Raw genomic sequence first — 24,822 nt, forward strand, 5'->3', positions numbered from 1 at the left:
CTTTTTTCTAAGGGATTAATTTGCAAATCCATGCAATATAAAAAGCAGCGGGGACTAAGAGAATCTGGGCACATACTGTCCCGCACAAACGAGAGATGACGAGTGTACCAACCATTTTGTTCATAGATTGCTTAGTGGATTCACCTTTCATTACCTTTTCAGTTAAAATGGCTACTTGCGGATCTACAAACACAGCAAGGGTAATCATCGCTAGTCCGTTAATAAGACCAGAAGACATCAGAATTGATTTAGAAAGAGTAGGCTCGAGCGTAGAAGCATAAAGAGTGGAAAGAACACCTACTGTATAAATGGTCGTAGCCATTAAATTCAAAAGAAGCAACCGCTTGGGCACTCCGCCTATTCGCAGCTGAGACAGCATAATCCCCCTAGGACGCTTCACGTGTTTTTTTGCTTTCTCAAGCGTATGTATGGAAGCAATGTTTTTCATCATTTTGGGTACAGATCCCGCTACTTCTAAATGTGAAATCATTCGGGAGAAGATTGATACAAAGCTAGGAATTAAAAGAGCACCTGCGATTGTCCCAATAGAGGCCGCGAGCAAGATAGTTTGAAGCTGATGAAGCAGAACGGGCAAATCTTCTTTAGACTGGACCGCATCTCCTAATTTGCCGGTCAGCGGAGCTTGCACCATATTAGCTGTTCTTGAAACAATGACAATAATATTAAAAAGAGATAGAGCTACGACTAGCTTCCGAGTTTTCAAACCCGCAAGTCTCACAGAGTAGGCTAGTGTTTCAATCATGTGAATAATTCCTACAAATACACAAATAATAAGTAATTTTTCTATCATAATAAGCAAGTTCCTTTCTTTGATACACGCACTTCCTTATTATGTATAAATTTGGTTCATTTGTAAATAAAAAGCCGCTTGCTACCAAGAGTAGCAAGCGGCTTTTTATTATCGATGCTGGTTAATATCACGCAGTATATCTTTGCTAGCCTGATAATCTTTTTCTCGTTCTTTTTCCACCTGTAGACGTTTGTCTAGTTTACGGCTATATTCAGCATACCCCACGCCGTGAGAAAGCTGCATGGCCTTTTCCATTTCTGACGTGTACGTTAGGTGAAGTGCGATAATGAATCAATCCTTTCAGCATTTTTCACTTGTGGCACATGTATTGCTGCTCAAGTGTTTGGATGTTTATGATTCTTGAAGTCTTTCTAGAAGTCGTTTTCCCTGTCGCTCTGGATCTAAACATCAAATGATTAAAATTTCATAACATTCCAGGTAAAAGCCTTTTTTTCTTGCGTAGTATCCCATATAATAGCAGGAACAACGTTTTTAAAGGAGTTATATATGAACAATACAAAACGAGTATGGTTTGATTTACTTTTTTATATCGCTATTCCTTACCTAATATGGAACCAAGGAAAAGACATTATTGGTGATTACTATGCCATTTTGCTTTCAACAGCACCAGCGTTTGTGTATACCATTTATACATTTATTAAAGATCGCCAGTTTAACGTAACAGGATTGTTTATTGTCATTACGCTGCTGGCACGTACCATTATTGATTTAATTTCAGGAAACGCAGCAACAATGTTAAACAATCAAGTATACTTTATGATTGGACTAGCTGTAGTTGTCCTTTTTACCATTGTGATAAAAAAGCCAATTGGTTTGTACTTTTTTGTAGATACGGCTTACTTAATGGGCTATAAGCGAGAAGATTCTCTTAAGCTTTTCCACCAGCCTGATTTATTCAAAATGATGAACTGGCTTACAGTACTGTTCGCAGGCCGCTACGTATTTTTAGCAATTGTAAAATACGTATTGATTCAAAAGTACGGAGTAGAAGGGTACGGGAACATGATTGTATTCCGTCAGGCCGTTACGTGGGCATTCTCCATTTTAATTGCTGTCTACACGTATTTTATCTATAAAAAAATTCAAGACAAAACAGGGATTGATAATCCGGTGAATCCAAATGTAAATGAATAAAAAAGAAGCGTGCGTTTAACTAACGTACGCTTTTTTTGTGGCAGGAATAAGTTTGTTAAATTTTCTGACAAATATATTGTAAAGAAGTTCTCTCATGTATATACTAGAAATAAGAAGTAATTGGCATGCCACATGCCAAAAGAATCAAAGGAGATAAAATTATGAGTTTATCAAAATTAACACAGCCGTTATCACTAAAGCAGCAGGCGTATGAAGGAATTAAAAACGCTATTATCGATCATACCATTGCTCCTGGAGAAGTCTTGTATGAAAGAAAATTAAGCGAAGAATTAGGAATCAGCCGCACACCGATTCGTGAAGCTATTCCAATTTTAGAATTAGAAGGGTGGGTTACATCAATTCCGAGAAAAGGAACGTTAGTGAGCAGTATTACCGTAAAAGATGTAGAAGAAGTCATTCAAATTAGACGTGGTTTAGAGGTGTTGGTAGTAGAGCTACTTATTCCGATAATCTCAGAGGAACAAATTTCAATGATTGAACAGCTTTATCAGCAGCAGGTAAAACTGCAAAAAGAAAATAAACTATTTATTTCTACAGATAAAGACTTTCATATCTTTTTAGCAGAATTAAGTGGAAATAGAAGATTAGTTAATCTAGTGCAAACTGTCAGTGATCAAATGCGATGGTTTGGAATTAGCGCTTCTTACTTACCTAATCGAATAGAAGAGACGTTAAAAGAACATTCAGCTATTATTGATTGTTTAAAAGAAAAAGACGTGGACAAAGCAAAGAAAGCTGTACTTAATCATATTGATCTTACTCGAGAAGCTGTACTCGCCAGTTTAAAAAATAAAGAAGGAGATGTCAGTAAATGAAAAAAGTAACCGTTTATGTGGAAAGTGTAGAAAAGGGAATAAAAGAGGAAGACATTCATATAAAAGATGTTCTTGTTGTTGGCTATGGTGGTAGAGATTTAAAAAAAGTCCAGGAGCACATTGACGAGTTGGCGGAAATTGGAGTCGCTCCGCCGTCAACTATACCAGCTGTTTATCCAATGCAACTATCTAATCTGTCTTTTGAACAAGCAATTAACGTTGCAAGAAAAGAAACGTCGGGGGAGGCAGAATATGTTTTATTTCATAACGGAACAGAATGGCTAATTACCCTTGGAAGTGACCATACGGACCGATTTCTCGAAACTGAAGATATTCAACTTTCAAAAGAAGCTTGTCCTAAGCCTCTTGCGACTAAGTTTTGGCGTTTAGAAGACGTTCAAAATCATTGGGATCAGCTATATTTACGCTCTTGGATTACAGATGAACAAGGGAAACGAAAATATCAAGACCATGCCCTGACTTCTCTGCTCAGCGTTAATGATCTTCTCAATAAATTAGAGGAATTTGGTTATAAAGATATCGCAAATACAGTCATTTTTTCAGGAACAGTTCCAACGTTAGAAGGTTTTGTATATGGTAGTAAATTTGAATATGAGCTTGGTGATCCGGTGTTAAACCGAAAGATTGAGAGTTGTTACTCGATTGTTATACAAGAGGTGAGAGTATGAAGATTGCGCTGATTCAATTGGATGTTAAGATTGGTGAACCAGATTGGAACTATCAGCATACTAAAATGCTTATGTCCGAGGCAATGAAAGAAAAACCAAATGTAATTGTGCTGCCCGAAATGTGGAATACAGGCTATGCTTTAGAGCGCGCACAGGAGTTAGGAGATAGAAATGGTGTACTCACAAAAGAGGTGTTATCGTCATTTGCTAAAGAGCATAATGTAACAGTTATTGGTGGAAGTATTTTAAATTGTCGCTCCGACAGGAAGAAAGTAACCAACACCATGCTAGTTTTCAATGAACAAGGAGAACAAGTATTAGAGTACGATAAAATCCACTTGTTTCGTTTGATGGATGAAGATAAATTTTTAAAAGCAGGAAATCGGCTGGGGCTGTTTTCTTATCAAGATATAAAAATAGGCACTATGATATGTTACGACTTACGCTTTCCGCAGCTATCTCGAAAATTAGTAAATGACGGCGCCCAAATGTTAATTAATGTTGCACAGTGGCCAACAGCGCGAGTAGATCATTGGAGAAGCTTATTAATTGCAAGAGCAATTGAAAATCAATGCTTTGTTATAGCTGTGAATCGCTGCGGAGAAAGTGAAGGGACTCATTTTCCAGGAAATTCAATGGTAATTGATCCATTAGGTGAAATTCTTTTGGAGGGGTCTCAAGAAGAAGAGATATATGTTATTGATATTGAGTTGGAGAAGGTGAAAAATGTTCGAGAGCATATTCCAGTTATCACTGATCAGCGGTTAGATTTGTATTAAAAATACAGAATTTTCAAAAAATATTGAGGAGGAAAGTAAATGGGGCAACCAGTTTATGAAGCAAAGTCATCTGACAAAACGAAGTCAAGAAAGGTCGTAGGGCTGCGTTGGTGGTTAGCGCTTTTATTCTTTTTAATTGGTTTAATTGCTTACATGGATCGCTCTAACATCGCCATTATTGCTAAGCCAATGATGGAAGATTTAAATATGAATAAAGTTCAGTTTGGCATGCTAGCCTCTTTATTTTCACTAGGGTACGCCTTGTCTCAAATACCAGCTGGGTTGCTGGCCGAGAAGTTTGGCGCTCGTAAAGTTGTTTTCTATGCTTTAGTTTGGTGGTCTATATTCACAGGATTAACCGCTTTAGTAAAGTCACACGGCTTAATTGGTTTAGTTCGATTTTTGTTTGGAGTTGGAGAAGGTCCTATGTATCCAGGAAACGCAGTATTTAATACGTACTGGTTTCCAAAGCAAGAAAAGGGGAGAGCTGCAAGTGCACTGCTTGCTGGTTCTTATTTCGGACCCGTTATCGCTCCCATTGTAACCGTTGCAATTTATCAGTCTCTCGGCTGGAAAGCTGTGTTTTATATTTTCGCTTTAATAGGTTTACTTGTTGCATTCATTTGGTATGCAATAGGCAGAAATCGCCCAGAAGAGCATTCATGGATTAGCAAAGAAGAGCTCTCATATATTATAGAGAATCGAACTGTGCAAAAAAAATCTAAGCAAACGGCCCCGTGGGGAAGGTTTTTAAGAAATGGACGCTTCTGGGCATTAGGGTTACAGTACTTCGTTGTATTATATATTGTGACATTTTTCCTTGTGTGGCTCCCCACTTATTTACTAGAAGCACGGCAATTCTCTCTCAGCAGTATGGGTTTCGCCGCGAGTTTACCGTGGCTATGCATCTTTATCACGGTTATGACTGGCGGAGCACTTTCGGATTCATTGCTAAAGAGAGGGAAATCTAAAATGTTTGCACGTGGCGCCTTAGCTATTGGCGGATTGGTTGTTTTTTCTATCTCTATGTATCTAGCAGCCTATGCAACTACACCTTGGATGAATGTGTTATGGTTAACTCTTGCTTTAGGTGCGCTCGGCTTTCCGGTTGTGACATCATGGGCAGCAGCAGTTGATTTAGGAAATGAGTATTCAGGATCTGTTTCCGCATGGATGAACTTATGGGGAAATATTGGAGCGTTTTTATCACCTATTCTGTGCGGATGGCTTGCTGAAACTATTGGATGGGAAGGAGCTTTACTAGTTAGTATCCTCCCAATTATTGTAGCTATTATACTATGGTTTGGGGTACGCCCGGATCGTTCGTTAACATAAGCTTTTCATATTATTTGGCATACCACATGCCAAAGGAAGGTAAGATAGCTATAGAATATCTCTATAGCTATCTTTTTTTACATAGAAGTGTTTGTTACAAAACAGTGAACAGTGCTCGAAACACTAACATCTCATTTAAAATTAATAGTAAAATAACGCTATTAAAAACGGGATGAAAGTAGGTCAAGAAATGAAACTATTATTAGCATGTCAAAAGCAGCCTTATCGGATTTTAGAAATGATTATGGTGTTTTTCACTTTAATTTTTGTTGTACTGTCGTTTTTCGATTACCGTCAGCTGTTTTTTCTTGTGTTTACCCGTGGAATTGTATTTGCTATTCGAGCGTTTGAAATGCAAGAAGGAGAGAAAAAGACTCAAGGAAACATCTGGCTGCTTGTTGGTGTTGTGATGATTTTGCTAGATATAGTTTTATTTGTTGTATATGCCATTAATCGATCTTAAATAAAACAAAAAAAGCTTCCGTTCAGAGGGGTACCTCTACATACGGAAGCTTTTTTTGTTTAAGGAATCATCCACGATAATACATTAGATTGTAAAAATGTTAATACGCAGACAATCAGCAGTAAAAATAAGCTGTGCTTCACCGTGAAACGAAACAAATCGGACTCTTTTCCCGCCAACCCGACCGCAGCACAGGCAACGGCGATGGACTGCGGTGAAATCATTTTACCGGTTACTCCACCAGAAGAGTTTGCTGCAAGCGCAAGAAGCGGGTCCATTCCAATAGACGTAGCCGTGATTTTTTGCAAGTTGCCGAATAATAAGTTGGCTGAAGTATCTGATCCTGTAATAAAAACACCGAGCCAGCCGAGTACAGGAGAGAAAAAGGGAAATAACGCGCCTGTTTTAGCTAACAGCAGTCCTAAGGTTGTACTCATTCCAGACGCATTTGTCACGTAAGCAAATGCCACAACGGACATAATGGTAAGCAGTGGCAGCGCTAATTCTTTGCACGTCTCGTTAAACGTAATGAACCAGTCTTTCCAAGAGATGTTGACGATAAATTTTGTGACAACAGCAGACAACAGGATAGCTGTGCCCGCAGCGCCTAGTAATTCTAACTTATACACTGCCGCAATCGGTTCTCCATTTCCATTTAAAATTAAATTATTTAACCAAGGTACTTCTGGCATAAACGTTAAATAATGTCCGATGGAATTGATAGCGCTCAAAAAAGCGTTAGCTCCTTCATAATGTCCTGTCAAAGCGGTTTTAATTTGAGGAATTCCCCATATAGAAATAAAGATCGTTAAAATTAAAAAAGGTGACCACGCCTTTGCAATTTGAGCCCCCGTGAATGCGGGTTGATCTTGAGTTTCTCTTGGCTCAGCTGAAGCGGAAGCTACTTCATGTGCTGCTTTTTCAGATTGAAAGCGAAACGTTGTTTTCGGTTTCCAGAATTTTAAGAAAATAGCGAGTGCAAAAAGTGAAACGAGTGCCGATAAAATATCGGGAAGTTCAGGTCCTAAAAAGTTAGAGCTGACAAACTGGGTAAGGGCAAAAGAGACGCCGGATACTAGAATAGCAGGGAGTACTTCTAATGTTTTCTTAAATCCTGCCATTACAAAAACCAAATACAGCGGAATAAATACAGAAATAAAAGGAAGCTGGCGGCCTACCATTTTAGAGATTTCCATTGCCGCTACTCCAGTAGGACCTTCCATAGCCGTGATAGGAATACCGATTGCACCAAAAGCAACGGGTGCTGTGTTTGCTAATAAACATAAGCCAGCGGCATATAGTGGATTAAATCCTAAACCTACCAGCAGAGCTGCTGAAATAGCAACAGGTGCGCCGAAACCAGCGGCCCCTTCAAGAAAAGCCCCAAACGAAAAAGCAACCAACAAAGCTTGAAGTCTGCGATCTTCTGTAATAGATACGACAGAGGTACGAATAATATCAAACTGACCGGTTTTTACGGTTAGTTTGTAAAGAAAAACGGACGTAATGATAATCCATCCAATCGGCAGTATACCGTATACGGCTCCTTGACTGGCTGACATAAAAGCCATGCTAGCCGGCATTTTATAACCAAGTATTGCAACAGCAAGCGCGACCAGTAAAGTTGTAACTCCAGCCATATAACCTTTCATTCGTTTAATAGCCAGAGCCCAAAAGAAGTAAAGAATAGGAATCAAAGCGATTAATGAAGACCAAATGACGCTGTTTCCTACAGGAGTGAACTGCTGTGTCCATGTCATAACTAACACCTCATTTTCAAATTAGTGAACTATGAATTTAGTAAAACGAAACCATTAAAACTACGATGATAAGGTCATCTGATGACTTATGTAAAAATGAATTCGCTTACATTATATTCTAATCCTTTTATGATAGGCAAGTACTAAAAGAAACTTTTTTTCAAAAGAACGGACATTTTTTTGTTGATAAGAAGAAAATACTGGTTGAAAGTCCCAAGAATAGGTGATTTAATGATTGTAAGCGCTTAAAATATATCTTTTCATCTATTCTACTAATTATCCTTCTTATTAATCTACTACTTTCAGTCGTATTACACATGGCACTTCTTTATGTTATTAGTGAAACGTTGTTTGCTATTACAAAACGAGAGGAGTCAATTTATTGAGTATGTTAGAGCTTCCAGGTCATTTAGAATCCATTTTATCTCATCCTTCCACACTTGAAGAACAGCATATGAATCAATTCCTTGGAAATAACGGAGCGCTTCGTGTTAAGCCAACTTCAGAACAAGAAATAGCAGCCGTTTTAAAGTATGCGACGGAACACGAAAAAAAAGTCGTCATTGAAGGGAGTGGTACAAAAAAGGGATTTGGCGGACTTATAGATACAGCAGACCTTTTGCTTTCGCTGACTGAATACAGCGGAATTGTTGAACATACAGTAGGTGATATGACGGTTACTGTAAAAGCTGGTACGCCGTTTGGAGAGCTGCAAACGTATTTAAAAACGCACAATCAGCAAGTTTCACTTGATCCAGCTCTAGGAGACTACGCTACAATCGGCGGAGTTATAGCAGCGAATGAAAGTGGTCCAAAGCGCTTGTCTTATGGATCAGCTCGAGATGCAGTAATCGGTATGAGAGTCGTATATTCAGATGGAACCATTGTTCGTTCAGGGGGAAAAGTCGTCAAGAACGTGGCTGGTTATGATATGAATAAGCTGTTTATTGGTTCAATGGGAACGCTCGGCGTTATATCCGAAATAACGTTAAAGCTGCGTCCGCTGCCTAAGTATCAAAGCATTGTCTTTATTTCTTTTTCAACAGGCAATATCGAAGAAATTCATGCGTTTGTTAGCAAAGTCTTAGATTCAATTATAGAGCCCGTTGCTTTGGAATTATTAAATCCCTCTCTAGCTGAAGATGTAATAGGGCAGCATCTGTTTACGCTTGTGATCAGCTTTGAAGACGTGGAAAGTTCCGTACATTATCAAGAGAATTATATCAAAAGCATTCAGCCTGCTGATACAATTTTAAAAATACTGCAGGAAAAAGAAGCCGAGGTATTTTGGGGGTTTTTTAGTAACATTAGTCCACATGGTGCACGTTGTTCTTCAGAAGAAGAAACGGAAGCCACTTTAAAAGTCGGCGTACCAAATATGAATGTACTGGATGTGATAACTAAAAGTACGGTGTTAAAAACGTCCCGTCCAATGCTGATAAAAGCACATGGAGGAGTTGGACATGGTCTTTGTTCGATCTACATAAAAGGCTCAGAAGATGCCATTCTTTCCGTTATTACTTCATTTACTGAAACTGCTAAAACGTACGGAGGATATGTGGTCGTTAAACATTTGCCTTTTATACTGCGCCAAAAAGTAAATGTATGGGGAGAAGAACCTTCTCATTTTCCGTTACTAGCAGGAATTAAAGCAAAGATGGACGCTAAAAACGTGCTTAACTATAAACGATTTATAGGAGGAATCTAAGTGAATTCAGCGAAAGCGGATATCAAAGATGCTCCATGTCAAAGCGTTAGCAATTATTTGTGGAAAGACGCGCCAGACGAAAAAAAATGGGCGGATTGTGTACACTGCGGAATGTGCTTGGAGTCTTGTCCTACTTATGAAATAACGGGGCAAGAACAGCATTCACCAAGAGGACGCGTGCACCTTATCAAATCGGTAGCAGAAGGGAAAATAAGCGTGAATGAGCAGTTTACAGACCCTGTGTTTGCCTGTTTGGACTGCCGTGCCTGTACAACTGCTTGCCCTGCAAATGTAGACGTTGGCGGACTCATTGAAGAAGCTCGCGGCCAAATTCGTCAGGCGATGCCTTTGACCGGCTGGAAAGGGATGATCAGCAAATTTTTTCTTAAGGAACTTTTTCCTCATTCCCACCGCTTGGAAGCTGCAGGAAGCTTATTAAAGCTGTATCAAAAAAGCGGAATGCAAAAAATTGTGCGCACAACAGGCATGTTAAATATGATGCCAACACATCTATCAGAAATGGAATATGTAATGCCTAAGATTACCCGTTCTGTTCGGAAAAAATATAAAAAGAAACGCGTTCTAAAAGCAAAAGCAGAAAAAAAAGCAGAAGTTGCTTTTTTAACTGGCTGCATCATGGACGTCATGTTCAGTGATATTAATGAAGCGACTCTTAATGTATTAAGAAGAAACGGAAACGACGTTGTTATTCCTCAGTCTCAGACTTGCTGTGGTGCTTTGCACGTTCATGCAGGAGACAGAGACATGGGAAGAAAGCTTGCAAAAAAAAATATAGAGGCGTTTCAACATGCGGACACGATTATTGTAAACGCTGCGGGATGCGGCTGCATGTTAAAAGAGTATCCTGAACTGTTTAGAGAAGAAGAGCAAGAGTGGCTTGAAAAAGCCGAAGTCTTTGCTGAAAAAGTCCAGGATATTTCAAAATACCTTCACGATACGGGATATCGCCCTCCGCAGACAAAGCTGAATACGCGCATTACGTATCACGACGCTTGCCATTTAGCTCATGGCCAAGGAGTTAGAGAAGAACCAAGAGATATTTTACTCTCTATTCCCGGAGTTGAAATGGTTCATATGGCTAATGCCGACCGGTGCTGTGGAAGCGCAGGAATTTATAATTTAACAAACCCTGATATGGCGGGAGCTGTGCTTCAAAGTAAAATGGAACATGTGCCTCATGACGTAGAAATGATTTCAATGGGAAACCCGGGATGCATGCTGCAGATGGCAGTAGGAGTAAAAAAATATGGACGAAGTCAACAAATTGTTCACACGGTACAGCTTTTGGAGTGGGCCTATCAAAAAGAAGAGGAGGAAGCGCATCGTGTTGAAGAAAAATAGAATAAAAGATCTTCACGTAAAAAATCTTTCTCAGCTAGTAGACCCTCATTCTATTTTGCATCATAAAGAAGATTTGCTTGCGTACGACTGCGATGGGTTTACTATTCACAGACACTTGCCTAAAGCGGTGGTATTTCCTCAAAATACAAAAGAAGTTTCTAGTATTGTTAAATACTGCAATGAAAACGATTTGCCTTTTCTTGCAAGAGGAGCAGGCACAGGGCTGAGCGGGGGAGCGATTCCTCTTAATAATGAGGTGGTTATTAGTTTAGTGAAAATGAAGCGCCTTCTTAGCGTCGACTATGAAAACAGACGTGCCGTTGTAGAGCCGGGATTTATTAATCTTAGATTAACCAATTCAATCGCTGAAAAAGGATATTATTATGCACCGGATCCTTCGAGTCAGTATTGCTGCACAATTGGTGGAAATGTAGCGGAAAATGCAGGAGGGGCACACTGTCTTAAATATGGGGTAACTACCAACCATATTTTAGGGTTAGAGGTGGTGCTTCCAGATGGAGATGTAATTGAGCTTGGCAAGCAAGGTATTCCAGACGAACCGGGATATGATCTATTAGGACTTTTAACAGGATCAGAAGGGACGTTAGGAATCGTTACAAAAATTACGGTACGCATTTTGAAAACCCCCGAAGCAAAACAAACGATTCTTGCCTATTTCGACCGCGTAGAAGACGGCAGCCAAGCGGTATCAGACATTATATCAGCCGGCATTGTGCCTGCTGCGCTTGAAATGATGGATAAAACCGCCATTGAAGGAGTGGAAGCTGCTGCGTTTCCAGTCGGACACCCTAGAGATATTGAAGCTCTTTTATTAATTGAAGTAGACGGCATTTCAGACGGTATCGAAGAGCAAATCCTTCGTATTTTAGACGTATGTAAAAAACAAAACGTACGGGAAGTGAAAGTAGCTGAAAGTGAAGAAGAGCGCGCGAGGTGGTGGGCAAATCGTAAGACAGGATTTGGAGCGATGGGAGCTATATCCCCTGACTATCTCGTACAAGACGGCGTTATTCCAAGAAGTAAACTGCCTCAAGTGCTGAAGCGAATTAACAAAATTAGCGAAGAATCTGGCCTTCGCATTGCCAATATTTTTCACGCCGGAGATGGGAACTTGCATCCGCTTGTATTATTTGATGCTAGAAAGCCCGGGGAAACTGAAAAAGCACTCGACGCCGGAAGCGCATGTTTGCAAGTATGTGCAGAAGCAGGAGGAACGATTACCGGCGAACACGGCGTGGGCATTGAAAAAAAAGAAGAAATGCGATTTGTTTTCAATGAAGATGAAATTCAAGCACAAACGAATATACGAGAAGTATTTAATCCTAAAAATCTATTAAATGCAGGAAAGCTGTTTCCAAGTCCGAGCCGCTGCGCTGAAGTCAAAAAAGAAATGAAAAAAATAGAATATTTTTAGAAAATTCTTGAAAATATATTCGCTCGATGATATGATTTTTTTAACAAAAATAAAACGCTGTTTCGTAATAAGAAACAGTACCGCATATGTTCGTCTTAATCATTTTGGCAAAAAGAAATGAAAGCGCGTCCAAACTTAAAAATGTAAAAGAGTAAGAGGAGGAAACAGACGGTGACAAACTACAAACAAGTTGGAAATCTAAAAGTAGCTCCAGTTCTCTATCAATTTATCAATGAGGAAGCTCTTCCGGGCAGCGGCCTAAGTACAGAAAATTTTTGGTCTGATTTTGAAGCGTTAGTAACCGAGTTAACACCCGTAAATAAACGTTTGTTAGAAAAGCGTGATCAGCTGCAAGCTCAAATTAATGCGTGGCATCAAGAAAATCCTGACGGTGACTTTAACGAATACAAATCGTTTTTAACGAGAATTGGCTATTTAGAAGACAAGACAGAAGATTTCCTTATTGGTACAGAAGGAGTAGACAGCGAAATTGCCTATCAGGCAGGACCGCAGCTTGTTGTACCTGTAAATAATGCCCGGTATGCTATTAACGCTGCTAATGCACGTTGGGGAAGTCTCTATGATGCTCTTTACGGCACTGATGCAATCAGTGAAGAAAATGGAGCTTCGCGCACGAGTTCTTATAATCCAATTCGAGGAGAAAAAGTTATTGCGTTTGCGAAGAATTTTCTTGATGAAGTTGTTCCGCTCGTTCAGTCTTCTCATGCGGAAGTGGTTCAGTACAACCTTGAAAATGGAAAGCTTGTCGCTCAATTAAACGATGGCAGTTTAACCGAATTACAGGAAGAAGAGAAATTTGTAGGGTATCAAGGGGAAGAAGAAAGCCCTGATGCTCTTTTATTCAAAAACAACGGCCTGCATTTTGAAGTTCAAATTGATCGTACGGATTCGATTGGTAAAACAGACGATGCGGGTGTAAAAGATATTTTAATGGAAGCAGCTCTTACGACGATTATGGACTGTGAAGATTCAGTAGCGGCAGTAGACGCAGAAGATAAAGTAGATGTTTACCGCAACTGGCTGGGATTAATGAAAGGTGATTTGACGTCTACTTTTAAAAAAGGAAGCCAAAACATGACAAGGCGTTTAAATCCAGACCGTACCTATATTTCTCCCGGCAAGAAAAAGATTTCACTGTCTGGCCGTTCGCTTATGTTTGTTCGAAACGTTGGGCATTTAATGACAAACAGCGCTGTTTTAGATCGAAATGGCAACGAAATCTATGAAGGTATTTTAGACAGCGTGATTACTAGTTTAATTGCCAAACACACCTTGCTTAAAAACGGCACGTATCAAAATTCTAAAAAGAGCTCTATCTATATCGTTAAACCGAAAATGCACGGCTCCAAAGAAGTGGCTTTTGCCAACACGTTATTTAATTCAATTGAAGATATGCTAGGGCTTGAGCGTCATACGATTAAAATTGGCGTAATGGACGAAGAGCGCCGCACGACGCTTAATTTAAAAGCGTGTATCAAAGAAGTAAAAGACCGAGTGGCTTTTATTAATACTGGATTCTTGGATCGAACAGGTGACGAAATTCATACCTCAATGGAAGCGGGCGCTGTTATCCGTAAAAATGATATGAAAGCGTCTAGATGGCTTCAAGGCTACGAGCAGTCTAATGTAAATGTAGGATTAGCAAGCGGATTCCAAGGCCGCGCTCAAATCGGAAAAGGAATGTGGGCAATGCCGGATATGATGGCGGAAATGCTTAAACAAAAAGTGGGGCATTTAAAAGCAGGAGCGAATACGGCATGGGTACCTTCACCAACAGCAGCAACGCTTCATGCTCTTCACTATCATCAAATTGATGTAAGAGATGTTCAAAACGAATTGCTTACTCAGTCTACTGATTTACAAGATGACATTTTGCAAATTCCTGTGGCAGAAAAACCAAATTGGAGCAAAGATGAAATTCAGCAGGAGCTCGACAACAATGCTCAAGGAATACTTGGGTATGTAGTGAGATGGGTCGACCAAGGAGTAGGGTGCTCAAAAGTACCGGATATTAATAATGTAGGGCTAATGGAAGACCGGGCAACGCTTCGTATTTCCAGTCAGCACGTAGCTAACTGGCTTCATCATGGAATTTGTACAAAAGAACAAGTAACGGAAACGCTAAAGCGAATGGCAAAAGTAGTGGATCAACAAAATGAAAATGATCCTCTGTATCAGCCAATGGCATCGAACTACAGCACATCCATTGCTTTTCAGGCAGCCTGCGATTTAGTATTTCAAGGCTATGATCAGCCAAACGGTTATACGGAGCCAATTTTACACCGTCGCCGTATCGAAGCAAAGGCAAAAGCAGCTATAAAACAGTAAAAAAACGGCCTGTCAGCATAGAGATGGCAGGCTGTACTTGCATCTCAAGAATCTGACTATCTACTATCCTTATTAAAATCAAGCAAATAGGAAAAGGAGTTATGTCATGAAATTTGTAAGGTTCGCTGTACAAGATAGCCGTCATACAGGTGTACTAAAAGAGGATACGATCGGCGTCATTAAAGGAAATATATTTGAGAAATGGGACTATACAGGACAGACTTTTTCACTGAGTGAAGTAAGGCTTTTGGCTCCTTTAGAGCCGATTCAAATTATTGGAATAGGTGCAAATTATGCAGCCGCGAAGTCGGAGCTGCCAAGAGAACTGCCTTCTATTCCTGTCTTCTTTTTTAAGCCCGTATCCTCTGTGATTGGTCCAAACGAAGACATTGTCATTCCAACTGCGATTAAGCACGTCAAGTTTGAGTCTGAGCTTGCAGTTATTATTGGAAAAGAAGCAAAGAACATCGCAAAAGAAGACGTGCTGGACTATATATTTGGGTATACAATTGGAAACGATGTAACGGCTCCGGATTATTTTCATGAAGACGGGCACTGGACCATTGGAAAATCCTTTGATTCATTTACGCCTCTTGGCCCTGTAATCGAAACGGAGCTTGATTTTAAATCCATTCATGTAAAAGCGTTTTTAAATGGCGTTGAAAAACAAAACAGCTCGACAGATTTAATGATTATTTCCGTTGAGCAAATGATTGCTTACCTTTCTACTGTTATGACCCTTAAGCCGGGAGATGTGGTTTTAACAGGAAGTCCGGTCGGCGCGGAGCTGGTGAGCGCAAACGATGTCATTGAATGCACCATCCCAGAAATTGGAACCCTCCAAAATCCGTTTGTTGCAGAGAAAGAACGCGTAAACGTATAAGAGTGATAAAAAATGCCCGGCAGTAACACGACACATAAAGGAGAGAGAAAAATGGAGAGAGAAAACATGGTGAAGTCTGTAAGCCGGGCGTTGGATATTGTCACAATTGTCAGCATGGAAAGAGAAGGGGTAGGCGTCACAGAAATTGCAAAGCAAATGGACATCAATAAAAGCTCCGTATACCGTATTCTAACTACTCTTGCTCAGTACGGCTATATTGAACAAGATCAAGAAACCGGGCGGTACAAGCTTGGGTATAAGTTTTTAGAAGTAAGTTCAAAACTTTTAGATTCTATTGATCTACGAACGGAAGCAAAGCCGTTTTTGCAAGAACTTGAAAGTGAAACAAATGAAGTTATTCATCTTGTTGTCTACGATCAAGGTGAAGTAGTGTATATTGAAAAATTAGAAGGCAATCAGACCCTGCGCATGCATTCAAAAGTGGGGAAAAGAGCCCCTATGCACTGTACGTCTGTCGGTAAAGCTATTCTAGCTTTTTTACCGCTTAACACGGTAACAAGCATTCTTGAAAGAAAAGGCTTACCAGCTCATACAGATCACACCATTACAGATGAAGAAAGCTTTCTTCGAGAACTTTCAGAAGTAAAACAAAAAGGATATGCGCTGGATTTAGAAGAAAATGAATATGGAATTACCTGCATAGCAGCGCCTATTTTTGATCACCTTGGTCAAGTCGTTGCCGCAGTCAGCATTTCCGGTGCTACTATGCGTATGACAAATGAGCGATTAACGTATCTTCAAGAACGCATGGTTGATATAGGCAAGAACATTTCGGAGCGGCTCGGCTACAAAACTGAATCTGTGAAAGACAAAAGTTTGTTCTGATTCTTAGAGAACAAACTTTTGCTATATAATAATCTGTAAAATAACGTAATTATATTATGTAAACTATAGGCTAGGATTTTTAATTGATGTTTTATTCATGATACAATAAAGTCGTTAGAATATATACGTAAAGGAGATAAATTATGGAACAGTTTGAGCGCAATATTGAAAAGTACGCCGAGCTAGCTGTAAAAGTCGGTGTAAACATTCAAAAAGGGCAAGTATTAAACATTAATGCCGATATTTCTTCCGCTGATTTTGTTCGTGAAATTGCGAAAAAAGCGTACGAAGCCGGAGCAAAGTCTGTTGATGTAGACTGGCATGACGATCATTTAGTTCGTTTGAAATATGAAAAAGCGGATGAATCTGTATTTAATGAATTTCCTGCTTGGAAAGCTCAAGCAAGAGAAGAGCTTGTGAAAAACGGAGGCGCTGTTTTATCTGTAATTTCAAGCGGTCCTGACTTACTAAAAGGAGTAGACGGCAAACGTATTGCTGCGTTCCAAAAAGTAAGCGGAAAAGCAATGAAAAAATTCCGTGAAGCGATCCAATCCGATAAAATCAGCTGGTCCATCGTAGCTGTTCCTTCAAAAGACTGGGCAGCTAAAGTATTTCCTGACGTTCCAGAAGAACAGCAGCAAGAAAAACTGTGGGAAGCTATTTTTAAATCTGTGCGCGTAGACCAAGAAGATCCAGTGGCCGCATGGGAAGAGCACAACGCTTCATTACATACAAAAGTAGACATTTTAAATGAAAAGAGATTTGCTAAGCTTCACTATAAAGCGCCAGGAACAGATTTAACAATTGAGCTTCCTGACAAACATATTTGGGTTGGCGCAGGCAGTGTTAATGAAGACGGTAACTCGTTCATGGCCAACATGCCAACAGAAGAAGTATTTACACTTCCAAAAAAAGACGGCGTAAACGGTCAAGTAACAAGCACAAAACCGCTTAGCTACGCAGGAAACTTAATTGAAAACTTCACGCTAACATTTGAAAACGGAAAAATTGTTGATGTAAATGCAGAAGAAGGCGAAGAAACGTTAAAGCACCTAATTGAAACAGATGAAGGTGCCAAATACTTAGGAGAAGTAGCCTTAGTACCGCATCAATCGCCAATTTCTCAGTCAAACATCATCTTCTACAACACGCTGTTTGACGAAAATGCATCCAATCACTTAGCTATCGGCAGCTCGTATTCCTTCTGTTTAGAAGGCGGAAAAACGATGTCTAAAGAAGAGCTATCACAAAACGGAGCAAACGACAGCATCACCCACGTTGACTTCATGATCGGCTCAGCTGAAATGGACATCGACGGCATCAAAGCTGACGGTACAAGCGAGCCTGTGTTTAGAAAAGGGAACTGGGCGTTTTGAATTAAATAAATAACAATAATAAAAGCTTCTGCGCTACGTCCCCAGAAGCTTTTATTGTGACCACTAAATTTCTGTAAAACTAAGATTTATATATCTTACACGCCATTACGCTTTAAAACAAAACGATAGCATAATCTTCACTTTATTACTTTTAAGTTTGTACATCTGTATCAGAATCAGGCGCAAAGTTTGTAACTTCTAATACTATAGGAGAACCAACCAAAATGGTAGATCCAGCAGGAATTCAGGTATATATTTCCGAAAAAAGTTCGCGTCTTTGAATACTATACGGTAGCCGGAGGCAGCAAGCGCATCTTTACAGATCAAAATGCATTAAAAAAATACGGCATTCAGCATATATTGGATCCTGAGAGCTACTCATACAGTAATCTATTCATAAACGGTGTGTTACAGCCTTCCTCCAATTACAGCGTCCAAAAAGGACTTCTTATCATTAACACAGAGGATATTCCTTTAGAAAAATCACCCGTGATTTTACAAATGATTAAAGTAATCTAACTTTCAACCACAAAATGCGAAGTACACATGCCTGCACATAAAAAAACAAGGTGAACGTTAGTCAGTTCCACCTTGCTGTGATTCTTCTTTTTTAACCGGAGAGTCACGCTTGAACATGTGATAGTAGGTAAACCCTAAGCATAGAGCGCCGGCGATTGAACAAAAATATTGCAAAAAACGGACGAAATCCATTGGAATGACCTCCCATTTTCAGTTTCGCTTCTAGTATGTACAGGGAAGTGAAATAATATGTGAAAAAGGGAGGTTTTCTCTTATAGTTCGTATGGTTCTTGAAGAGTAAGGTAAGGCTGCAGATCTTCGAGACCAAGACGCTTATTTAATTGTCTTTTCATTAAATCGTACTGGTAGATGAGGTGAAATTGATTTTTTTTCGGTGTTTCACAGCGAATGTATGTTTCTTGCCCGTTCTTGTCTGTGAAATGAATGGTTAATTCACCGAAATAGCGTTGAACAGGAGCTCCGTGAAGGCCTTTTTCATTTTTGACAACCTTTGAAAATTCTGCTCGTTGAATACGGTTAAATGGAATAATAGCTACTTGATTGATAACAAGACGCTGATCGTACATGTCAATTTTAGATATGGAAATTTGATTAATTCCTTCTGCAAATTTAACATGTCCGTTTACAGAAACAAGCGGTTTGCGATCCTCAGGATCAACAGCGCCTTGAGGTCGCTTAATGACGTAGAAGCTAGCTACGCCAAGTGCTACGACACCAACTACAACAATAAGTGCAAACATCATTTTGCATTCCACCTCCTGAATAGATGTGTAATCTGAATTTAACAGCAAGCTGTTTCAGTTGCCATATTGCCTCAACAATGAGGGTAGAGAAAAGCAGTTCGGCAGTTCATTACAAGTATATACATACGTTCGACAATATGGTGTGATATTCCTTCTTATTATGACTTTTTTACGACAAAATGGGCAAAACTCTTTTCGAAAATGAAGCGAATCAGTTACAATTTAAGGATAAGGTACCAAATTTCTTTTCTATCTCAAAAAAGTGCAGAAAAGCGTAAAAAATTCTAGGTACTTTCTCATATTTTTACTATTTTTATAGAATTTATCCCAATTTCTAATCCTTTATCGTGTATAATCTCTTGTGTGCAGCATGATATACATAAAGGTGTAAGGAGGCACAGTTCATTGTCTTTATCAGCAAAAAAGATATTATTATTAGTTTTAGTAGTTATATGTTTAGTGTTAGTTGTGATGCAATTCATAAATCGATCAGCAGAGCCGACTTCCGAACAGGCCCAAGAAACACTGAGTAAGCTTCCTGAACAAGAAACCGTTAAAGAAAAAGCAAAGGGCGACGAGGAAGCGCACAAATATCGAGTGTATTATATTACTATTGAAAAAATCGAAAATGGTACATACAGCGGAACAACAAAAGAAGGAACGGGCATTAAATTTTCCGATAAAAATTTAAATGAACCGATTCCAAGCAATTTGAAAAAAGGGGATATCGTTAAAGCATACTTTGATCTTGAATATAGCACAAAAGGTCTAGTCAAAGTAGAAAAGGTAGACGAGATGCCCGATGATGACGAGAGCTCAAGTTAATTGAGCTCTTTTTTTGTATTTTATGAATGTGGTAAAATATTGAATATATAGACGCGGTATAGGGGGAAGAAGATGATAGCAGCAATTATAGTAGGAGTGGTAATTCTTTTAGCTTTGATTATTAAAGGGATTGGAAAGCCAAGGGGATTTCGCTTGTATAAAGAGGAGCTTCCAGATGAGCTCGGAATACATAAAGGTAATGGTTTTGAAGATATTGTTCATTCACTAGAAGATTCGTTACCGAAAGCCTATGTTCAACAGGTGAAACAGCGTATGAAAGGGCGAAATACAAAAGCCGATGAAGTAGAATGGACGTTTTTTGAGATGAAGCGCTACTTTTTATTAAATGCAGTCATCAAAGACGTACCTATGTTTAGTGCAAAAGTAGATGAAGTGTGGCACGAAATGATCATGTTTACAGTGGATTATGAACGTTTTACAGACCGTTTTTTTGACCGTTTTTTGCATCACCAGCCAAATGTAGACACTACGCCATCACCACAGCCGGATAAGCGTGCCTTCTTTGATTGGATGTATGCTCATTTGTTTGACATAACGGGCAACAGCCGACTGCTTTGGGGGAATTTTTTTCAGCATCCGCTTGATAAAAGTACGCTTCAAGATTTTCAAAGATTGTCAGAAGATGAATTGCTAGATCGCTATTTTTTAAGAAACGGCAAATGGGAAGAACAGCAGAGACATTTGATTCAAGCGTTAAAAGAAGAAATTAAGGATGCAAAAAAACGAATGAAATCGGGAGGATCGTCGTACTTTAAAAAAGCATTAAAAAAAGGGAATGTATCAAACGAACTTCTTTTTCAAGGCTTTGTTTTTTATTCACTTTACGAAGCTACCGACTTTTCAAGACATATGAATGAACTGCTGCTATACAAAAAGACAATCTATGCGGGAGATACAGCCTCGTACAGCGGCTATAGCTGTTCAAGCCCATGGGAAGACAATCGCCACCATCATCACCACGATGGAGGGCATCACCATCATGACAGCGGCAGCAGCTGTTCGAGTTCAAACTGCAGCAGCTCAAGCTGTGGGAGTGGATGCAGCAGCAGTTAATAAAGTAAAAAAACTCGTATAAAACGAGTTTTTTTACTTTAAATGCAACGACGGCAAAATGGTTCACTGACAAGCAATGAAAAATTTGGTATAATCGTTACGTTTTTAAAAAAGGAGAGACAGCGAAAATGAATATTTTATGGGACTTTGATGGAACCATCTTTGATACCTATCCAACGATTGTAAAAGCATTCAAAGAATTACTAACAGATCAAACGATTTCAGAAGGCGATATTTTAAAACAAATGAAGATATCTTCTGACGTAGCAATTAAGCACTTCGATATTGAAAAGTCTTTGTTTGATAAACACTTCCATGTGCTCGAACAGAAAATCAATCCTAAAGATAAGCCTGCTTTTCCTCACGTAGAAGACGTACTGAGCTTTGCGGATACAAATGTAATTGTTACGCATAAATCTAGACAGTCTACTCTTGATATTCTTGCATTTTTTAATATGGAGCACTATTTTACGGAGATCATTACAAAAGATGATGGCTACAAACGAAAGCCTGATAGCGGCGCTTATGCATATCTTCACGATAAGTATCAGCTCGATTTAGTGATTGGAGATCGCGAGCTTGATCTAAAACCTGCCCGTGAACTGGGAATCAAAACATGTGCATTTCAAAATGACGACATTGAAGCAGATTATCACCTTACATCATACGATCAATTTTTTACAACTGTCGTAAATAAAAACTCGTGAAGCTATTCTTCACGAGTTTTTATTTGTTCAGGCTTATGTACTTCGGGAATTTCACCGAGCGTATAGTTCGCTACTTTTGTAATGTTACTATTAGCAAAAAAGTAAAACTCTCCGTCAACTCCGCGAATTTTTGTCGTGCGCAATCCAATTTCTTCAACAGTTCCTTTCGTATCATTTATGGATACGTGATCTCCTACTGAGAATTGATCTTCAAACAGAATAAAAAAGCCGTTTAAAATATCTTTAATCAAATTCTGTGCACCTAAGCCTGTAATAAATCCTGCTACGCTAATACCAGCTAAAAGTGCTTTCATATTAATTCCGATTGCTTCTAAAGACGTAATAAGTACAATAAAATACACGACGTACATGACAATGCTCAGACAAAGCTTTTTCAGCGTTATTTCTTTACGTTCGTTGTACCTCAGCAGCTTAGTTTTAAATCTGAAATCAAAGATTTTATTAATTACACTACGAGCAAACCGGATGACAATTTGAGCAATAATAAAAATCAAGATAATCTTTATGATTACTTCACTAATGTCAATCCACTTACCGGTATTAAATAAAGTTTGCTGCACCCAATGTATGTCTTTCATGAATAAGTCCCTTTCTTGCTTTATAAAATTTTCTCTACTGAATAGTATAATTTATTTTGGAAAATATACTACTAGAATTTATTAAGAAGTGTTTGAACTATTGTTTTATTTTAATTTATTTGTATTTGGTATACGTAATGAAAACTCCTTATTTTAGAAAAAGTGAAAATCCTCAGGTATAGATATTTTTAAAACATTTCTTTATACAAATATTAAATAAAACCTTATAGCAGAGATTAGTATAGATATTATTAACAAACATTATATACAGATATTAAAGAGAGGAAAAACCTCTAAAAACCCAATGGTATCAAGGGTTAGAGAGGAAATAGCTTTTCAATAAATAACTGTGTGGAAAATAGACCTTTTTTGTGAACAGCATCCTTTAGCTAAAGGATGTTTTTTTATAACAACAGATATGGAAACCATTTTATTTACTATGTTTTTTCTTCTGCAATAGATGGATTTTAAAACCAATGGTATGAAGATTGCTGTTAAAAGTATGAATTATTTCCACTGTGGATAAAAGTAGTCGTGTTAAAGAGTAAATAACCTGGAAATCATCGTTAATAAAAAAGTAAAAGGGATGTTTTTATTAACAAGGAGGATGATATAACAGTCATTGAATATGTTTTCTTTCTTTTGTGGATAAGTATCAAGGTGTTTTTTTAGTAATATTCCGTAGTTGTACACAAGAAATATCATTTATTTTAACTCATTACGTTTATATAGATAGGATAATGGAATTGGATAGCTGCAAAAATGGGTGCTTGTTTGCGCTATTTGTATCAAAAAGAGAAGAGAAGGGAGATAAAACAAAAAAAAGGCATGCCAAATAAGCCCCTTATGAAGCTGTAAGTTCAGCAGGGACTTGATCTTGAAGATTTTTTGAAAGCTCTTTTCGAATGAGCGTACGGATTTTCCCACCGTAATTTTCAACGACTTGAGCATCATGGCTGAAGAAGGCCTGTTCAATCAGAGAATAAAGGGCAGACTTCACTCGTTCAATACCATATTCAAAAGAAAGCTGAACCAAATCAGCGATGTCTTCGTTTTGGAATGAAGACATAACAATTCCTGTAGAATCTGTGCTGTGTCCAGATAATTTTACAAAAGTCTCTTCAATAGTACGTCGAATCGCCGCATCGTATTGATCTTTCTTTTCTTGTTTTGACATCTTGCCATTTTTAGCTCCGTCTTTTAAAACAAAGAAAATAGTAGATCCTTGGACAACGGTTTTAAATGCGCTCGTCTGCGTTTCAGCTATTTTTTGCATCATACCTTTGTAGTGAGTATATTTCGGTGTAAAAATTTTATAGTCATTAAAGCTAATTTTTGAAGTGTTTTCTCCAGGATTAAACTGACGCTTAATCGTATCGTTGTCATAAACCAATTCTTTGCGAAGCTCTAAGCGAAGGGCATTTACATTTTCAATTAGAATAAGTTCTTCAAAGCGAGTATATTCTAATTCCATAAACCCAAAGCCGTGTTCTTCAAAATATTGAGGATAGGGAACAATACAAATATTGATTCCTTTGCCGCTGCGAGAATAGGAAATTAATTCTGTTTCTGCTAATACTACATTGTTGTTGCGAACTGTTCGAACTGTACAATTCAACGCGGCTGCAATGTCTTTTTCAGAAACATCACAAATAATACCTCTTTCATCAACGTGAAGGAAGTGATAAAAAATTAATTGTGCAATTTGAGATTTAGATAAACGGTGATGTTCTGCCACTGTTTTGATTGTAGGGTTCCCATGAGCGTCTAGGTCCATGTGATCTTCAATATCTTTATATTTTTCTACGGTGCTAGACAATTGGCGAATAATTTGTTTTCCAATTTTCGCAAATTCTTTTTTTATCATGAGAATCCCTCCAATCTATTTCACATCAACAATAATTTATTAGGGTAAAATAACAAAGAATACCTTGTGAAAATTATATCAATAAGAAATAGAATCGCAAACGAACGAGTAGTACGCTAAAAACGGCAAAAGGTTCAAAGAATGCTGTCATATCAAGGGGTTCAGCGTATAGGTTTTTTAGTACGACAAAAACGGCAAAAGCAAGCAAGCGCCGGTAGAACAGTGTTTGTTACGATCAGTAAAAATCAAAAAAAACTTTATGCGTTTTAGTACGACAAAAACGGCAAAAGGCTTAGTATAGTACGCCAGAAATAGCAAAAGTGAAAAGTGGTACGCTAAAAACAGCAAAAGTCATCTTGATTCACCTAAAAAAAGGTAAAAAAATCACTTCTCTGATCGTTGTAAATAACACAATGAATTTTATTAGTACGTCAAAAATGGCAAAAGCTATTTTTAGTACGTGAAAAACGTCAAAAACGACGTAGTAGTACGACAAAAATAGCAAAAGTTTTCGTTTGGTACGTCAAAAATGGCAAAAGCTTTATATATGCTGCGAAAAAAATAAAAAATGGGGTTTGAAAAGGCAATAACAAAGGGAAAAGCAATGTTTAGTACGCAGAAAACGGCAAAAGTAATGAAGGAGTACGTCAAAAACGGCAAAAGTAATGAAAGAGTACGAC

General features: G+C 38.5%; 24 protein-coding genes. 17 read left to right on the forward strand and 7 right to left on the reverse strand.

Translation table 11 applies throughout. From position 1 onward, the window contains the following. Positions 1–7: 7 nt before the first annotated feature. Positions 8–811 (reverse strand): lipid II flippase Amj family protein, encoded by an 804-nt coding sequence (locus LAV82_RS15440; RefSeq protein WP_211077993.1) that lies wholly within the window; start codon positions 809–811, stop codon positions 8–10. Between the two features lie 108 nt (positions 812–919). Then, complete coding sequence (locus tag LAV82_RS15445) at positions 920–1,066, reverse strand: YuzK family famiily protein (RefSeq protein ID WP_014459567.1); 147 nt, start codon at positions 1,064–1,066, stop codon at positions 920–922. Between the two features lie 252 nt (positions 1,067–1,318). Here LAV82_RS15445 and LAV82_RS15450 point away from each other — a divergent pair, with 252 nt between their 5' ends. The 6 genes from LAV82_RS15450 to LAV82_RS15475 all read left to right on the forward strand — a co-directional run bounded on the left by LAV82_RS15450 (position 1,319) and on the right by LAV82_RS15475 (position 6,068). Further along, on the forward strand, positions 1,319–1,966 hold the full coding sequence (locus tag LAV82_RS15450) for a VC0807 family protein (protein WP_499716391.1): 648 nt from the start codon (positions 1,319–1,321) through the stop codon (positions 1,964–1,966). Between the two features lie 161 nt (positions 1,967–2,127). Next, complete coding sequence (locus tag LAV82_RS15455) at positions 2,128–2,802, forward strand: GntR family transcriptional regulator (protein ID WP_057235589.1); 675 nt, start codon at positions 2,128–2,130, stop codon at positions 2,800–2,802. Then, positions 2,799–3,491: a DUF2848 family protein gene (locus LAV82_RS15460; RefSeq protein WP_499716393.1), complete on the forward strand. Its 693-nt coding sequence runs from the start codon at positions 2,799–2,801 to the stop codon at positions 3,489–3,491. Before LAV82_RS15455 ends, LAV82_RS15460 begins: the two co-directional genes overlap by 4 nt. Further along, complete coding sequence (locus LAV82_RS15465) at positions 3,488–4,270, forward strand: carbon-nitrogen family hydrolase (protein WP_057235596.1); 783 nt, start codon at positions 3,488–3,490, stop codon at positions 4,268–4,270. The genes LAV82_RS15460 and LAV82_RS15465 overlap by 4 nt, the downstream gene beginning before the upstream one ends. A gap of 39 nt (positions 4,271–4,309) precedes the next feature. Next, positions 4,310–5,605 carry an MFS transporter gene (locus LAV82_RS15470; protein WP_057235599.1) on the forward strand — a complete coding sequence of 432 codons (1,296 nt, stop codon included), beginning with the start codon at positions 4,310–4,312 and terminating at the stop codon, positions 5,603–5,605. Between the two features lie 190 nt (positions 5,606–5,795). Further along, a complete protein-coding gene (locus tag LAV82_RS15475) occupies positions 5,796–6,068 on the forward strand; it encodes a hypothetical protein (protein ID WP_499716395.1) in 273 nt (90 codons plus the stop codon). 59 nt (positions 6,069–6,127) lie between these two features. Here LAV82_RS15475 and LAV82_RS15480 read toward each other — a convergent pair whose 3' ends face one another. Then, entirely contained in the window at positions 6,128–7,828 is a 1,701-nt protein-coding gene (locus LAV82_RS15480; protein ID WP_499716397.1) for an L-lactate permease, read from the reverse strand. A 382-nt stretch (positions 7,829–8,210) separates the two neighbouring features. Between LAV82_RS15480 and LAV82_RS15485 the strand changes: the two genes are divergently transcribed. From LAV82_RS15485 to LAV82_RS15520, 8 genes are all read left to right on the forward strand, one after another. After that, positions 8,211–9,536: an FAD-binding oxidoreductase gene (locus LAV82_RS15485; RefSeq protein WP_499716399.1), complete on the forward strand. Its 1,326-nt coding sequence runs from the start codon at positions 8,211–8,213 to the stop codon at positions 9,534–9,536. After that, positions 9,537–10,898 (forward strand): (Fe-S)-binding protein, encoded by a 1,362-nt coding sequence (locus tag LAV82_RS15490; RefSeq protein WP_499716401.1) that lies wholly within the window; start codon positions 9,537–9,539, stop codon positions 10,896–10,898. Then, a complete protein-coding gene (locus LAV82_RS15495) occupies positions 10,882–12,333 on the forward strand; it encodes an FAD-linked oxidase C-terminal domain-containing protein (protein WP_499716403.1) in 1,452 nt (483 codons plus the stop codon). Before LAV82_RS15490 ends, LAV82_RS15495 begins: the two co-directional genes overlap by 17 nt. 171 nt (positions 12,334–12,504) lie before the next feature. Further along, complete coding sequence (locus LAV82_RS15500; RefSeq protein ID WP_499716405.1) at positions 12,505–14,682, forward strand: malate synthase G; 2,178 nt, start codon at positions 12,505–12,507, stop codon at positions 14,680–14,682. Positions 14,683–14,788: 106 nt separating this feature from the next. Next, positions 14,789–15,565, forward strand: a complete 777-nt coding sequence (locus LAV82_RS15505; RefSeq protein ID WP_272812316.1) for a fumarylacetoacetate hydrolase family protein — start codon at positions 14,789–14,791, stop codon at positions 15,563–15,565. Positions 15,566–15,616: 51 nt separating this feature from the next. Then, positions 15,617–16,411 (forward strand): IclR family transcriptional regulator, encoded by a 795-nt coding sequence (locus tag LAV82_RS15510; RefSeq protein ID WP_013057552.1) that lies wholly within the window; start codon positions 15,617–15,619, stop codon positions 16,409–16,411. Between the two features lie 143 nt (positions 16,412–16,554). After that, positions 16,555–17,787 (forward strand): aminopeptidase, encoded by a 1,233-nt coding sequence (locus LAV82_RS15515; RefSeq protein WP_053487397.1) that lies wholly within the window; start codon positions 16,555–16,557, stop codon positions 17,785–17,787. Between the two features lie 252 nt (positions 17,788–18,039). Next, a complete protein-coding gene (locus tag LAV82_RS15520; RefSeq protein ID WP_499716537.1) occupies positions 18,040–18,306 on the forward strand; it encodes a DUF4183 domain-containing protein in 267 nt (88 codons plus the stop codon). Between the two features lie 57 nt (positions 18,307–18,363). On the opposite strand, the gene LAV82_RS15525 is transcribed toward LAV82_RS15520, so the two are convergent. Both LAV82_RS15525 and LAV82_RS15530 read right to left on the reverse strand, forming a co-directional pair. Next, complete coding sequence (locus tag LAV82_RS15525) at positions 18,364–18,498, reverse strand: hypothetical protein (RefSeq protein ID WP_013057550.1); 135 nt, start codon at positions 18,496–18,498, stop codon at positions 18,364–18,366. A gap of 80 nt (positions 18,499–18,578) precedes the next feature. Then, positions 18,579–19,070 carry a hypothetical protein gene (locus LAV82_RS15530; protein ID WP_013057549.1) on the reverse strand — a complete coding sequence of 164 codons (492 nt, stop codon included), beginning with the start codon at positions 19,068–19,070 and terminating at the stop codon, positions 18,579–18,581. Positions 19,071–19,475: 405 nt separating this feature from the next. Here LAV82_RS15530 and LAV82_RS15535 point away from each other — a divergent pair, with 405 nt between their 5' ends. The 3 genes from LAV82_RS15535 to LAV82_RS15545 all read left to right on the forward strand — a co-directional run bounded on the left by LAV82_RS15535 (position 19,476) and on the right by LAV82_RS15545 (position 21,676). Further along, positions 19,476–19,895, forward strand: a complete 420-nt coding sequence (locus LAV82_RS15535) for a hypothetical protein (RefSeq protein ID WP_013057548.1) — start codon at positions 19,476–19,478, stop codon at positions 19,893–19,895. A 72-nt stretch (positions 19,896–19,967) separates the two neighbouring features. Beyond that, positions 19,968–20,969, forward strand: coding sequence for a UCP032817 domain-containing protein (locus tag LAV82_RS15540; RefSeq protein WP_211078000.1), 1,002 nt, complete (start codon positions 19,968–19,970; stop codon positions 20,967–20,969). A 128-nt stretch (positions 20,970–21,097) separates the two neighbouring features. Beyond that, positions 21,098–21,676, forward strand: a complete 579-nt coding sequence (locus tag LAV82_RS15545) for an HAD-IA family hydrolase (protein WP_013057546.1) — start codon at positions 21,098–21,100, stop codon at positions 21,674–21,676. 2 nt (positions 21,677–21,678) lie between these two features. Here LAV82_RS15545 and LAV82_RS15550 read toward each other — a convergent pair whose 3' ends face one another. Both LAV82_RS15550 and LAV82_RS15555 read right to left on the reverse strand, forming a co-directional pair. Further along, a complete protein-coding gene (locus LAV82_RS15550; RefSeq protein ID WP_029322439.1) occupies positions 21,679–22,275 on the reverse strand; it encodes a mechanosensitive ion channel family protein in 597 nt (198 codons plus the stop codon). 844 nt (positions 22,276–23,119) lie between these two features. Continuing rightward, on the reverse strand, positions 23,120–24,142 hold the full coding sequence (locus LAV82_RS15555; protein ID WP_499716409.1) for a hypothetical protein: 1,023 nt from the start codon (positions 24,140–24,142) through the stop codon (positions 23,120–23,122). Between the last annotated feature and the right edge of the window lie 680 nt (positions 24,143–24,822).

This window comes from Bacillus sp. ILBB4 (assembly GCF_035064545.1).
In the GTDB taxonomy this organism is placed as follows: domain Bacteria; phylum Bacillota; class Bacilli; order Bacillales; family Bacillaceae_H; genus Priestia.